The organism is Thiohalocapsa sp. ML1 (assembly GCF_001469165.1).
Taxonomy (GTDB): domain Bacteria; phylum Pseudomonadota; class Gammaproteobacteria; order Chromatiales; family Chromatiaceae; genus Thiohalocapsa.
Genome location: NZ_JABX01000008.1, coordinates 84,152 through 98,252, shown reverse-complemented (window position 1 = coordinate 98,252; position 14,101 = coordinate 84,152). Strand labels below are relative to the sequence as shown.

Here is a 14,101-nt window from a genome sequence, read left to right as displayed (position 1 = left end):
CTGACACGCGTCCGTCGTGCCGGGGCGTGACGCCCCGGTTCCATCCCTCCCTTCGACCGGGTCTCGGCGATGCTTGATCTGCTACCGCGCTTCGGCCTCAACCTCTGGCAGATTCTGCTGGAGCTGAGCCCGTCGCTGTTACTCGGGCTCTTCATCGCCGGGCTGATCCATGTCTATGTGCCGGCGTCGGTCATCCAGCGGCGGCTCAGCCGGCCGGATCTCGCCAGCACGGTGCGCGCGTCGCTGCTCGGCGTGCCGCTGCCGCTGTGCTCCTGCGGCGTGATACCGACGGCGCTCGGGCTCAGAAAGTCCGGCGCATCGCCCGGGGCCACCACATCGTTCATGATCAGCACGCCGCAGACCGGCGTGGATTCGATTCTGGTCAGCGCCGCCTTCCTCGGCTGGCCCTTTGCGCTGTTCAAGCTGGTGGCGGCCTTCGTCACGGGCGTCGCCGGCGGTGCGCTGGTGAACCGCTTCACGCCGGCGCCGACGGAGCCCGCGGCCGACGGCACCATCGAGCTTGATACCGCCGGCAGCGACCGCGGTGTCGTCGGCGCGGTGCGCTACGCCGTGCTCGACCTGCTCGGCGCCATCGACCTCTGGCTGATCGCCGGTATTCTGGCCGCCGCGCTCATCACGACCCTGGTGCCGGGGGATTTCTTCGTCGGCCAGGCCTGGGCCCAAGGCCTGCTCGGCATGTTGGTGGTGCTGGCCATTTCGCTGCCGCTCTATGTCTGCACGACGGCGTCGGTGCCCATCGCCGCATCGCTGATCGCGGCCGGCATGCCGGTGGGCTCGGCGCTGGTCTTCCTGATGGCGGGCCCCGCGACCAACGTCGCCACCATCGGCGCCGTCTACCGCACCCTCGGACTGCGCGTGCTCGGGCTCTATCTCGGCACCGTGGTCGTCATGAGCCTCGGCTTCGGGCTCCTGTTCGACCAGCTCTTGTTCGACATTCCGGCGACGGCGGGGACGCACGAGCACGGGGCGAGTTGGCTCGGCGTGCTGTCCGTGCTGGTGCTGCTGGCGCTGCTGGGCCTGCTCCAGTGGCGGCGCCGGCAGGCCGCACAGGGGGGCGCGAGCGCCGCGAGCGCGCCGGGAACCCTGGTGCTCAAGGTGGAGGGCATGACCTGCCAGCACTGTGTCGGCAGCGTCAAGCGCTCGCTGGAGGCGATGGACACGGTGACCTCGGCGGTGCCGGACCTAGGCAGCGGGCGTGTGCACATCAGCGGCAGCGGTTTCGCGGTGCCGGCACTCATTCGGGCCATCGAGGAGGCCGGTTTCGGCGTCAGCGGGGTCGAAATGGCACCGGAGCGTGTTGACGCCTCCTGAGCGATGGACTAGATTCAAGCGCAGATCGCAGCGCGCACAGGCCTCGGGTTCCAGTTCCAGTATCGGAAATCCCACATAGACCGTTACTTGCCGCCGTCGTGGCGGGCACGGGCACGGTCGCGGGCGCGAGCCGCAAACGCTTCGGTCGCCATCGTCCCTGCCGGGACGGGCCGCCGGCTCCCCGCCATCTCCACCGACCGCCTACGACGTCTCGGCACGGCCTCGTGGTCCGCTGCTGCCGGCTGTCCCCTTTTCCCGCCTCATCCCGCCCCACACGCGAGGGTTGGAAATCTGTGCCATCGTTAGCTGCCCCTGGTTGGTCTGGACATGGCACCGCGGTGCCCTGTGCCGCCCGCCGATTTGTGCGTTGGTCGGCGGTGGCCCTCGGGTGCGCAATGCACGGGCGTTGTCGAGAGAAAGCGATGCGGATCTACGTAGGTAACCTGAAGTACGGCGTCACCGACGAGCAGCTCAAGGAGATGTTCAGCGAGTTCGGTGAGGTGGCCAGCGCGGATGTCATCAAGGACAAGTTCTCGGGTCAGTCCAAGGGTTTCGGCTTTGTGGACATGCCGATCGATGCCGAGGCGAGCGACGCCATCGCGGCGCTGCACGACTCGATGCACGACGGCCGCAAGCTGACCGTGAACGAGGCCCGGCCACGCTCCGAGCGGCCCGCGAAACGCTTCTGACGCGGCTCGCCTGCGGCTTCTGCGCCGGGCCGGCCGCGCCGGCCGGCGCCGGGGTCATGGCCCGAGCTCGATGCCGAGCTCGGGCCAGAGCGCGTCCACCCGGGTCTTCACCTCGTCGTCCATGCGGATGGGCTGGCCCCATTCCCGCGTGGTCTCCCCTGGCCACTTGTTCGTGGCGTCGAAGCCGACCTTCGAGCCGATGCCAGACACCGGTGAGGCAAAGTCCAGGTAGTCGATGGGCGTGTTCTCGATGAGGACCGTGTCCCGCGCCGGGTCCATGCGGGTGGTCATGGCCCAGATGACGTCGCGCCAATCGCGTGTGTTGACGTCCGCGTCCACGACGATGACGAACTTGGTGTACATGAACTGCCGCAGGAACGACCACACGCCCATCATCACGCGCTTGGCGTGACCGGGATACTGCTTCTCCATGCTCACCACGGCAAGGCGATACGAGCAGCCCTCCGGCGGCAGGTAGAAGTCCACGATCTCCGGAAACTGTTTCTGCAGGATCGGCACGAACACCTCGTTCAGCGCGACGCCTAGAATGGCCGGCTCATCCGGGGGCCGCCCCGTGTAGGTGCTGTGATAGATGGGCTCCGGGCGCTGGGTCATGCGCTCGATGGTGAACACCGGAAACTCATCCACCTCGTTGTAATAGCCGGTGTGGTCGCCGTAGGGGCCTTCCGGCGCCATGTCGCCCGGGTGCAGGTGCCCCTCCAGTACAATCTCGGCGCTCGCCGGTACCTGCAGGTCGCTGCCCATGCACTCCGCAAGCTCGGTGCGGCTGCCGCGCAGGAGCCCGGCGAAGGCGTACTCCGAGAGCGTGTCGGGCACCGGCGTGACCGCGCCGAGGATGGTTGCCGGGTCCGCGCCGAGCGCGACGGCAATCGGGAACGGCTTGTCGGGATGGTGGCGCTGCCAGTCGCGGTAGTCCAGCGCGCCGCCGCGGTGGGCGAGCCAGCGCATGATCACGCGGTTTTGCCCGAGCACCTGCATACGATAGATGCCGAGATTCTGCCGGGTCTTTTCCGGCCCGCGCGTCACCACCAGCCCCCAAGTGATGAGCGGCGCCACGTCGCCGGGCCAGCAGTGCTGAATCGGCAGCCGGCCCAGATCCACGGCGTCGCCCTCAAAGACCTGCTCCTGGCACGGCGGATGGCGGCGCACCTTGGGCGCCATGTCCAGCACCTTGCGAAAAATCGGCAGCGCCTCGAAGGCCGCCTTCATACCCTTCGGCGGCTCGGGCTGCTTTAGGAACGCGAGCAGTCGGCCCACCTCGCGCAGCGCCTCCACCGATTCTTCCCCCATGCCGAGCGCCACCCGCCGCGGCGTGCCGAACAGGTTGCCGAGCAGCGGCACGGTCGAGCCCTTGGGGCGCTCGAACAGGAGCGCCGGGCCGCCCGCGCGCAGCGTGCGATCGCAGATCTCGGTGACCTCCAGATAGGGGTCCACCGGCACGCGGATGCGCTTGAGCTCGCCGCGCTGCTCCAGTTGGGCGATGAAATCCCGCAAGTCCCGATACTTCATTGACCGTGTTTCTCTCTGCTGCCGGGCGACCCCGGCATTTTGCGCGATCGGCACGCATTCTGCCGAGCGGGTGCGGCGCCGTGGCCTTGCCGAGCCCCCCGGAGAGCGCAACGGCGTGCGCCGCCTGGTGCTGGCGTGCGCGGACGACGGGGCGTGGGCGGCCGGTGCATCATCGGGGGTCCGCTAACCGGCACGTGTGCCGATGGATGGTGGCGAAAGCGCGACAGGTTCTCTCCGATTGCGTTGCAAATTGCGAACGACTCCGTGGGCCAGTCGCGATTTCACGTACAAATCCGGCGCATCGGCTTGAAAACGTTAACTCGTGTGCAGTTTTGAGCACCAATCGAGGCTAAGGTTTGTACGTCAGTGTGTGTGTACGGCGGCCCGCCTCGTGCCGTGTCTGAGTCAGTCGTCGCGCGCGCCGATGCGCGTCGCGTTCAGTCGCGTTCATTGGGCCGCTCAAACCGTCAAGGTCGCTATGGTTTCCGATCTGATCGTCGTTGCCGACCGTCGGCCCTGGGCCCCGGGTGACACCTACCAGCTCATGTCTCGGCTATTGCTGGACCGCCGAGTGCTCTGGCTGGATGCCAATGCCTTGCGCCGCGAACGCGGCGACGGGCCAGCCTGCGCGCCGGCACTGCCGGAGCGAGGCCCGCGGCCGGTGGACGCACCGTTCCCGGTGCTGCGAGCGGAAGACCTGGGCGTTGGCGCGCATCCGCTCGCCCGCCTGGTGAGCCCGCGGCTGATGGCGCGGCGGCTCGAGCGCGCCGCGCACAAACAGGGTTTGCGCCAGCCCATCTTGTGGCTCGCATCGCCGTGGGCGGCGCCGCTGCTGGACGGATTCGAGCATGCGCCGGTGGTCTATCAGGTGAGTCGGGAGCCGCCGCCGGGCGATCCGGGACTCGCGCGGGAATGGGCACAGCAAGAGGCGCGCATCCTTAACCGCGCCGATCTGATCCTGGCGCCGTGCCGGGAGCTCGCGCAATCGTTGGCCTCGGAGCGGACTCACCTGCTGCCCCCGGGCGTTGACCTGGAGCTGTTCTCGACGCCGACGCAGCCAGCCCGCGATCTCCCGCACCATGGGCCCGTGGCGGGCTGCCATGGCGGCTTCGGCGCCGACTTCGACGCCGCCCTGTTCGCCGCCATCGCGGCGCGGCTGCCGCGCTGGCGCTTCATGCTACTTGGTCCCATGAGCTGCGAGCTATCCGGCCTGTGCGATCTGCCCAATGTGCACATCGCCGGCCGCCGCCCGCACGATCAATTGCCGCGCTATCTGCAGTTTTGGCAGGCCTCGCTGTTGCTCCGGCACCCGCGTGCACAGATACCGAAGGCGCCGGCGCTGACCTTCCTGGAGGCGCTCGCGGCCGGCTTGCCGGTGGTGGTGGCCGGAGGGGCGAACCTGGGCAACTTCGCTGACCTGACGCTGCGTGGCGACGACGCCGAGACCGCGGCCGCCGCGCTGGAGGCCGTCGCGCACGAGCCCCGGGAACGCCAACTGCTGCGCCGGCATCGGGTCGCGGGTCAGGGCTGGGATGCACGGGCGGCAGCGGCGAGCCAACTGCTGGCGGTGTTCGACGCGGGCACGCTCGGGGCGGTGGCCGGGCGGCGCTGAGACCTGCCGCGAGATGGCTCCATCTCGATTGTTTTTGGGCGGTTTCTCATTCGGTCGTGGGTGAAACAGCCGCGTCTGGCCTCATACTGCCGGCCATGCCAGATCTCCCCAAGGCCACGCTCGTGCCGCGACCGCTGTCGAGGGCAGGGCCCCGGCCCGCCTCTGGTCATGGCTGTGGTGCGCCATGCTGGCGCTGATTGGAGCGGCCTGCCGGCGCTGTGGCGTGCGCCTGCATCGAGGGCTGAAACGCCTTGCGCCGCCCGCCGCAACGCTGCCGGGCGAGCGCCCCGGGTCGTGGCTGACCGCGGCCCTGGACGGCATTGTCACCCTGGATGCCGCGGGTCTCGTGCTCGACCTGAACCCCTCCGCCGAGCACCTGCTCGATACCCCGGCCGCAGTGCTCTGCGGCCAGCCGCTCGGGCGCTGCCTGAGTCTGGAGCGGCTTTCCGCCGAGGCGCGGGCGCTCCTGCTCGACCCGCCCGAGGACCCTGCCACACCGCAGCGTCGTGAGCTGGAGTTGGTGACTGCCGGCGGACGGTGCTTGCCCATTGAGGTCACGGTAATCACTTCGTGTGCGCCGCAGGGGCGTGTTCGGACCCTTGTCATACGCGACCTGACCGAGCGGTGCCGGGAGCAGGCGCTGCTGGAGGAGCGCGTCCAGCGCGCCAACCTCGCCAACGAGGCGAAGGGCCGCTTCCTTGCCGCCATGAGCCACGAGATCCGTACGCCGCTGAACGCCATCCTGAATATGAACGAGCTGCTGCTCGAAACCGACCTCGATGAGGAGCAGCGCAACTATGCCGTCACCGCCGGCGAGTCCGCCCGGGCGCTCCTGTCCATCGTCAACAGCGTGTTGGACTTCTCGAAGATTGAGGGCTGCCGCGTCGCGCCGGCCCCACGCTCGATCGATCCCGAGACGATCGTGCAGAGCGCCGTGGACTTGCTCGCTGCCCGCGCCCGCGCGCAAGGCCTCGAGCTCACGGTGCTCTGCGACCCGGGCGTGCCGGAGCGTATTGACACCGACCCGGGGCTGGTGCGCCAGATCCTGCTGAACCTGCTCGGCAACGCCATCCGCTTTACCGATGAAGGCGCCGTGCGGATCCGCATCGAGCGTGACCGCGCCGCCGGCGCACTCTGCTTTGCGGTGCGCGACACCGGTGTCGGTATCGCGGCCGCGGAGCAGGCGGAGTTGTTCTCAGAGTTCAAGCAGGCACATGGCCCGGGCGGGCGCCCGCAGGGCGGCAGCGGGCTTGGGCTCGCCATCAGCCGTCGCTTGGCGCGGCTCCTCGGCGGCGATGTCACCCTGGTCAGCGCGCCGGGCGAGGGCAGTTGCTTCACGCTCGCGCTGCCGCTGCCGGACGGCGTGCCGGACGGCGCGCGTGCCGCCCGGGCCGCCGTGCTGGCCGATTGGCAGGTGTCGCTGTGGGCCGAGAGTGCGCTGCTCGCCGACGACCTGGCCGCGCAGCTCGGGGCCTTCGGCCTGGCGGTCAGCATTGTGACCCCGCCGCGCACGGACAGGCCGGTCGGCTGCTGCGGTGAGCTGCGGCTGCGCCGTCGCACCGCGGCGGCCCCGCGGGGCTTGCCACGCGACATCCGGCTGTATCGTGTCGGCGGCCGCTGCGCCGATGTGCCGCCGGCCGACCGTCCGGCGGCGCGGTTGCGGCTGCCGGTGACGCCCTCGGCGCTGCTCCAGGCGCTGTGCGACGCAGTGTCCGGCGCGCCCCCGACGGACGCCGCGCCGCCCGTGGACGACCTCGCCGAGCGCGTCGCGCGCGTAGCGGACACGGCGCTGCCGGTGCTATTGGCCGAGGACAGCCGCGCGAATCAACTCGTCGCGACCACCATCCTCGGCAAGGCCGGCTTCCGCGTGGACGTGGTGGAGAATGGCTTGCAGGCCGTTGCCGCCGTGAACCGCGGCAACTACTCGCTGGTGCTGATGGATATGGCGATGCCGGACATGGACGGCATTGAGGCCACCGGCTGCATCCGCGCCTTGCCCGGCAAGCGCGGTCGGGTGCCCATCGTCGCGATGACTGCCAATGCCTTCGACGAGGACCGCCGCCGCTGCCTGGAGGCGGGTATGGACGACTATTTGAGCAAGCCCATGGAGCGGCGGGCGTTGTACGCGGCCCTGCTCCGCTGGATCGGCAGCGAGGCCGGGGCGGGCGGCGCGGTTGCCGGCGCGCCGCCGTCGGCGTCGCCGGCAGCCGCGGCACCCGCGCCCCTGGGGGAGCACGCCCTGCTGCAAGACGACGCGTCGGCCCCGGAGCTCGATGAGCGCGTCATCGGCGCCCTCACCGCGGACCTGCCGACGGACCTAATGCCTGAGATCGTCGCGACCTTCGTCGTGGAGGTCGATGTGCGCGTCGCCGCCATCGAGCAGGCGGCTTTGGCCGGTGACGCCGACCTTGCGCGCGCCCAGGGGCATGCGCTCAAGGGCAGTGCGGCGACCTTTGGCGCCGCGGCCCTGCGCGACCTGGCACACGCCATTGAGCAGGCCGGCCGTTTTGGGGATGTGGCGGCGGTGCGTGCCCATACCTTCCGCCTGCGGCGCTGCGCGGAGCGGACGCTGTCGCGCCTGCAGCAGCGCTTTCCGGGGCCGTCCGCGCCCGGAGCGGATGTGGCCGACGCCCCGGCTCCACGCTCGGCGCTATGATATCGAAACGTTGATCCGAAGGAAGCAGAGCTCTATGGCAAGCGAATCCGCCAGCGTGCTGATCGTCGAGGACAGCATGAGCCTGGGCAGCGTGTACCGTGCTTATTTGCGCGATGAGCCCTATGCGGTGAGCCACGTGCCCGACGGTGCGGGCGCCATGGCGCGCATTGAGCGCGACCCGCCGGACGCGATGCTGCTCGATCTGCAATTGCCGGACATGGACGGCATGGACATCCTCAAGCACATCCATGAGCGCGGGGTGCCCGTGGCCGTCGTCATCATCACCGGCCACGGTTCCGTGGACAAGGCCGTGGATGCGATGCGCTACGGCGCCTTCGACTTTGTCGAGAAGCCGGTGGCGCAAAAGCGGCTCATCGTCACCCTGCGCAACGCCGTCGAGAAGGTGCGCATGCGCGACTTCGTCGATCGGCTCACCGACGATTTCCGCCGCGAGGGCTACCACGGCTTCGTCGGCAGCTCGCTGCCGATGCAGGCGGTGTATCGCATCATCGACAGCGCCGCACCGAGCAAGGCAACGGTGTTCATCACCGGCGAGAGCGGCAGCGGCAAGGAGGTCTGCGCCGAGGCCATCCACCACCGCAGCGATCGGCGCGAGCGGCCCTGCATCGCCATCAACTGCGCCGCGATCCCGCGCGACCTGATGGAGAGCGAGATCTTCGGCCACATCAAGGGCGCCTTTACCGGCGCCGTGCGCGACCGCGTGGGCGCCGCCAAGCAGGCCGACGGCGGCACGCTGTTCTTGGACGAGATCGCGGAGATGGACCTGGACCTGCAGACGAAGCTGCTGCGGTTCATCCGGACCGGCAGTTTTCAGCCCGTGGGCGGCTCGACCATCGAGCGGGTGGACGTGCGCTTCGTCTGCGCCACCAACCGCGATCCGCTCGCCGAGGTGGCCGCCGGGCGTTTTCGCGAGGACCTGTTCTACCGCCTGCACGTGATCCCGATCCAGTTGCCGCCGCTGCGCGATCGGGAAGGGGACATCCTGGAGCTGGCCAACGCCTTCCTCGCCCGCTACGCGAAGGAGGAGGGCAAGCAGTTCATGGCCTTCGATGCCGACGTGCAGGCCGTCTTTCTGGCTTACGCCTGGCCAGGCAACGTGCGCCAGCTCCAGAACGTGATCCAGAACGTCGTCGTGCTCTACGACGCCGAGGTGGTGACGCGGGACATGCTGCCGCCGCCGCTGGACCTGATGACCCCGGGCGCACCCGCCCTCGGCATGGCGCGGCCGGCGGCCCGCACAGCGGCGCCCGCGCCGGCAGGCGTGTCGCCGATCCGAGCGCTCAAAGACATCGAGCGCGAGGCCATCGAGCAGGCCATCGCCTACTACGACGACAACATCCCGCAGGCCGCCGCCGCGCTGGGTGTCAGCCCCTCCACGATCTACCGCAAGCGCCAGACCTGGGACAGCGCCGGGCGCTGACCGACGCGATCCGCCCCCGCCATGCCCGCTCCGCCAAGACCCGATGCGCCCCGGGGCCGCCGCGCCGACCCGCGTGTCGCGCTGCTCTGGGTCGCGGTGGCGCTGCTCGTCGCCGCCAGCATCGGCGTCGCCGTCTACAAGGCCTGGCCGCTGCTGTTCCCGCAGATCGCCGAGCGCGCGCCGCTGGACTCGGCCTGCGACCTCACGCGCGCCGACTGCAGCGTGCGCTTCGCCGACGGCGGCACGGTGACGCTCGACATCCGCCCGCGCGGCATCCCGACGGTACAGCCGCTCGCCATCGACGTGCGCCTCGCCGGGCTGCCCGCGCCCGCGCGCGTCGAGCTCGACCTCGCCGGCGTCGACATGGACATGGGCTTCAACCGCGTCCCGCTCCTGTCCGTCCCCGCCGAGCCCGGCCGCTGGACCGGCACCGGCATGCTGCCCGTCTGCGTGCGCGCCCGCATGACCTGGGAGGCGCGCGTGCTGCTGCACCTGCCGGACGGCATCCTCGCCGCGCCTTTTCGCTTCGACACCGTGCAGCCGGGCGCCGCGCCGGGGGATTGACGCGGGGCGCAGTCGCAGCGACACGGCATGGGACGAGCGCGCCGGCTCGGCTTGCGCGCGACTCGCCGAGGCCACCGACGATCGCGGGCGTCTCCGCGCTAGGCTCTAGCAAGTAAGGGGAAACCCGGGACGGTGCGACCTGGCAAGCCCGTGTAGCGGGTGAGAGTCTCCCTGGGCAGTTGTGAGCCGCACTGCCGGCCGCCGCGTCCCCAAGGTTCCACCTCGGCCCATCGCGGCCCTGCCGCTGGGCGCTGCGGCGGAGCAGCCGCCGATGCCACTTGCGGCGAGTGCATCTGCGGCGCCACACCACCGTTGCCCCGGCGGCGCCGAGCAGCAGTCTTGGGGATAGACGCCGGGCGTCGCCTTGGCTATCGTGTCCGACCCGTAGGCAAAGCTCAGGGTTATACCTAGCACGCTTGCGTTGCCGGCCGGCGCCTGGTGGCCGGGCTCGCCTCCCCACCCCGAGGCGGCGCTCCGCTCCTCGCGGCTTACCCTGCGGCATGACAGGTTGCTCGAAAACCGAGGCGGGAGACGCTGATGCTGGGTCTTGAGTTACGCGCAGAGTTCAAGGGCCGTCGCCTCAAAGGCACGGCCATCGAGCTCACCGACGACAACAACACCGGCGCCACGCAGGTCTCTGCGGCGGATTTTCTGCGCATCACCTACCCGTCCAACGACGTGCTGAAGACCATTGAGGCGGCGGGTCCAGGCCAGGGTCGCCCGATCACGCTCAAGGGCGAGCGGGGGCAGGGCAAGTCGCACCTGATGGCGGCCCTTTACCATGCCCTGACGGATCAGGCAGCGACGCAGCACTGGCTGAACCAGTGGTCGCACACCCTGGGCGACGTGAAGATCAGCCAAATCCCCCTTCGCGGCGGCATGCACGTCATCAGCGACAGCCTGCACCGCCAGCGCTACAAGTACCTGTGGGACCTGCTTTTCGACAACCACCCGCACGGCGGCTACTGCCGCGGCAAATGGGAAGGGCTCGGCGCCAAGAAGACCGACGTGCCGAGCGACGAGATCCTGCTGGATCTGTTCCAGCACACCCCCACCGCGCTCATCCTGGACGAGTTCCAGACCTGGTACGACGGCCTGGCCGACACCCGGCAGGAGCGCCGGCAGGCCTGGGCCTTCAACTTCATCCAGATCCTGTCCGAGATCGCCGCCCGCCATCCGGACTTGCTGCTGCTGGTGGTCTCCGTGCGCAACGGGCACACCGACGCCTTCCAGCAGATCCAGCGCGTCAACCCCGTCATCGTCGACTTCGCGGGGCCGTCGGCCAAGCGCGACCGGCTCCGCCTCCTGCTGCATCGGCTGTTCGAGAATCGGCTCCAGGTGCCGTCTGCGACCGTCGAGACCTTGATTGACGCGCACATCCAGGAGTACGCCCGGCTCAAGGATATCGCCCCGGCGGACCAGGCGAGGCAGCGCACGGAGTTCGTGGAGGCCTGGCCCTTCGCGCCGCACCTGATGGACCTGCTCGAAGACCAGGTGCTGATTGCCACCAGCGCGCAGGGCACGCGCGACCTGATCCGCATCCTGGCTGAGCTGTACAAGCGTCACGGCGCCAGGCAGCCGATCCTCACGGCCGCGGACTTCCGCCTGGACGACGACGCGAGCGGCATTACCGCCTTATTGGACTCCGTCGCCAACCAGCACCACGCCAAGCTGCGCGAGAAAGCGCTGCGCAACCTCGAAGCCGTGCAGGACGCCGTCGCCAACGCCGGCGCGGAACTGCCGCACCACGAGCAGCTCATCAGCGCGCTCTGGCTGCGCTCGCTCGCCGAGGTCAACCAGGCCGGCGCCGACAGGGTCACACTCCAGGCCGACGTCACCCGTGACAAGCCGGTGGACGACAACGCCTTTCTCGTGGAGCTGGGCAGCATCGTCGAGAACAGCTTCAACATCCACGAGGACGGCAACCGCTACATCTTCCGCGAGGAAGAAAACCCCCGCGCCAAGCTCATCGCCAGCGCCCGCAACGACAAGCTCTTTCAGCAGGGCGACGACGCCCGGCACCTGGCCAAGGAGACCCGCTACGTGCTGGAGGGCAGCGCCGACGTGGACCTGCCCTATCGCGTCGTCGTGCTGCCGGCGGGCTGGAAGCAGGACCCCTGGACAGAGCTGGAGAACGGCGACAACCCCCCGCAATGGGGCAGCCGCATCCCCATCCTGGTGCTGCCGGATGCGCCGCCGCAGCCGGAGGCGCTGCTCGGTCCGTGGCTGCGGGATCATCTGCAGTCCAACCGCAACGTGGTGCGCTTCCTGCTGCCGCGGGACGGCGCAACGCCCCTGTTCCAGGACCGCGATCTCCTGGTGCTCGCCCGCTGCGTCTACCTCGCCGAGGACTGGAAGCGGCAGAACCCCGAATACGGCCGGCTCCAGACCAAGTACCAGAAGGAGCTGCGCGACGTCCTCAAGGCGCGCTTCGACCGCTTCGCCGTCATCGCCAACTTCAACTTCCAGCAGCCCGCCAACTCCCGTTTCCACGTCGAGCGGCACAAGGCCGAGGGCGCCAAGATACCGGAGGCCATCGACCGCGCCATCCGCGAAGACCTGTTCATCCCCGAGGACTTCGAGGACTACGTCGCCACCGCGGCGGTAGCCAACAACCCCGTCGGCAAGCTGCTCCGGGAGCTTAAGGAACCGCGCCCCGGCGGCCAGGACTGCATCCCCTGGCTCGGCGAGACCCTCGTCAAGGAGCGCCTGACGCGCCTCTGCGCCAAGGGGGTCATCGCCATCAACCTGCGCGGCATCGAGTACCTGCAAGCCGGGGACGACGAGACCGAGGAGGTCGCCTTCCGGCGCATGCGCGGCCGGCTCGGCACCGGCAAGCATCTGGACGAGACCCATGTGCTGCTGCCGCAGCACGTCCCGGCAACGGGCGGCGGCACGCCCGGCGGCACCGATCCCAAGCCGCAGCCGGGCACCGCGGGCCCGACCCAGCCCGGCGGCGAGCCCGCTGCCGGCGGCGGCGCACCCGGCACCGACGGCTACACCGACCCGGGCGGCACCAAGACCACGGGCGTGGACGAGACCAACCTGGGCGAGATCTTCGGCGGCGGCGACGGCCCCAGCTACAGCAAGTACCACACCGACCCGACCTCCAGGCTCAACCTGCTCGACAAGCTGGAGCGCTGGGGCATCGGCCCCGGCGCGCAGGTGCGCGTCCTCGCCATCAAGGTGGACAAGCTCACCGGCGCCCAGCTCAAGGAGCTGATCCAGAAGCTCCCGGACGGCCTCACCTACGGCCTGGAGCTGGACAAGGAGAACGCCTGATGGCCCTGCCGCTGGAGCTGGTCCGCACCCTGCAAGGGGCCGCACCGGCGCACGCCTGGGCGGCGATCCTGGCCCACGCCTGGGCGCTGTGCTCGGCGCCCATCCCGGCCGGCAAGGCCGCCGCCGAGGTGCACGCCCGCGACCGCGCCCTGGCCGACATCGACCACTGGCTCGCCACCGCGGGCTGGGACCTCTGGCAACACTACGAGGCCGCCGTGCCCCGCACCGCGCCGGCCCTGGCGGATTGGTGGGCAGGCCAGTCCCCGGGGCGCGCCGTACTGATCCTGGACGGGCTCTCCCTGCGCGAGGCGCCCTGGATCCTCCAACAGGCCGAGGGCCGCGGCTTCAGCATCCAGCACGCCGGCCCCACCGGCGCCGAGCTGCCGCCCAACACCACGCCCTTCGCCAAGGCGCTCGGCTTCGCGCAGCGCTCCGCGCTCGGCAACAACGGCGCCGGCGGCAGCCACCACCTGCCCGGCGCCCGCACCGAGTCGGCCGACATCGCCTGGGAAGACTGCGCGAAGCTCATCGGCGCCGAGCCGGACTGGGTGTTCTGGCACCCCTGGCCGGACCACCGGCTGCACGACCACGACGACCCCGGCCAGGGCCTGCAAACGCTCACCTTGGAGGTCGAGGCCCAGCTCACGGGCGACGGCTTCTGGGCGCTGCTGGAGCGGCTCGCCACCGGGCGCCGGCTGGTCATCACCGCCGACCACGGCTATGCCGCGAGCGGCCTATTCCCGGATTGCGGCAAGGGCGAGGCCGCCTTCCTGAAGGACCGCTACAAGGGCGGGCGCGCCGTGCCCTCCGCCGAGCCGCCCGGCGACTGGTCGCCGCCGGTGGACTTGGGGCTGGACGGCGCCCACGGCCGCCACCTCTACGTCAACGGCCGGCGCAAATGGAAAAGCCAGGGCGGCTACCCGACCCTGACCCACGGCGGCCTGAGCGTGCTCGAGGTCGCCGTGCCCTTCATCGAGCTGATCCGGAAGACCTGA

Annotated in this window: 9 protein-coding genes; 8 read left to right on the top strand and 1 reads right to left on the bottom strand. The window is 70.0% G+C overall.

Annotated features, from left to right (window positions below):
- Positions 1-69: 69 nt before the first annotated feature.
- Positions 70-1,332: a permease gene (locus tag ML01_RS07005; RefSeq protein ID WP_058554685.1), complete on the top strand. Its 1,263-nt coding sequence runs from the start codon at positions 70-72 to the stop codon at positions 1,330-1,332.
- Positions 1,333-1,754: 422 nt separating this feature from the next.
- Entirely contained in the window at positions 1,755-2,021 is a 267-nt protein-coding gene (locus ML01_RS07000; RefSeq protein WP_058554684.1) for an RNA-binding protein, read from the top strand.
- Between the two features lie 54 nt (positions 2,022-2,075).
- Here the strand turns inward: ML01_RS07000 and ubiD are convergent, their stop codons facing one another.
- On the bottom strand, positions 2,076-3,551 hold the full coding sequence (ubiD, locus tag ML01_RS06995) for a 4-hydroxy-3-polyprenylbenzoate decarboxylase (protein ID WP_058554683.1): 1,476 nt from the start codon (positions 3,549-3,551) through the stop codon (positions 2,076-2,078).
- 478 nt (positions 3,552-4,029) lie between these two features.
- Here ubiD and ML01_RS06990 point away from each other — a divergent pair, with 478 nt between their 5' ends.
- The 6 genes from ML01_RS06990 (at position 4,030) to ML01_RS06965 (ending at position 14,101) form a co-directional block, all read left to right on the top strand.
- Positions 4,030-5,163 (top strand): hypothetical protein, encoded by a 1,134-nt coding sequence (locus ML01_RS06990; protein ID WP_058554682.1) that lies wholly within the window; start codon positions 4,030-4,032, stop codon positions 5,161-5,163.
- A gap of 184 nt (positions 5,164-5,347) precedes the next feature.
- Positions 5,348-7,819 carry an ATP-binding protein gene (locus ML01_RS06985; RefSeq protein ID WP_082674033.1) on the top strand — a complete coding sequence of 824 codons (2,472 nt, stop codon included), beginning with the start codon at positions 5,348-5,350 and terminating at the stop codon, positions 7,817-7,819.
- A 34-nt stretch (positions 7,820-7,853) separates the two neighbouring features.
- Entirely contained in the window at positions 7,854-9,260 is a 1,407-nt protein-coding gene (locus tag ML01_RS06980) for a sigma-54 dependent transcriptional regulator (protein WP_058554680.1), read from the top strand.
- Between the two features lie 21 nt (positions 9,261-9,281).
- Positions 9,282-9,824 (top strand): hypothetical protein, encoded by a 543-nt coding sequence (locus ML01_RS06975; protein ID WP_254045160.1) that lies wholly within the window; start codon positions 9,282-9,284, stop codon positions 9,822-9,824.
- Positions 9,825-10,361: 537 nt separating this feature from the next.
- The gene (locus ML01_RS06970; protein ID WP_058554679.1) at positions 10,362-13,106 is read left to right on the top strand and encodes a DUF499 domain-containing protein; all 2,745 of its coding nucleotides are present in this window, start codon (positions 10,362-10,364) and stop codon (positions 13,104-13,106) included.
- Positions 13,106-14,101: a hypothetical protein gene (locus ML01_RS06965; protein ID WP_058554678.1), complete on the top strand. Its 996-nt coding sequence runs from the start codon at positions 13,106-13,108 to the stop codon at positions 14,099-14,101. Before ML01_RS06970 ends, ML01_RS06965 begins: the two co-directional genes overlap by 1 nt.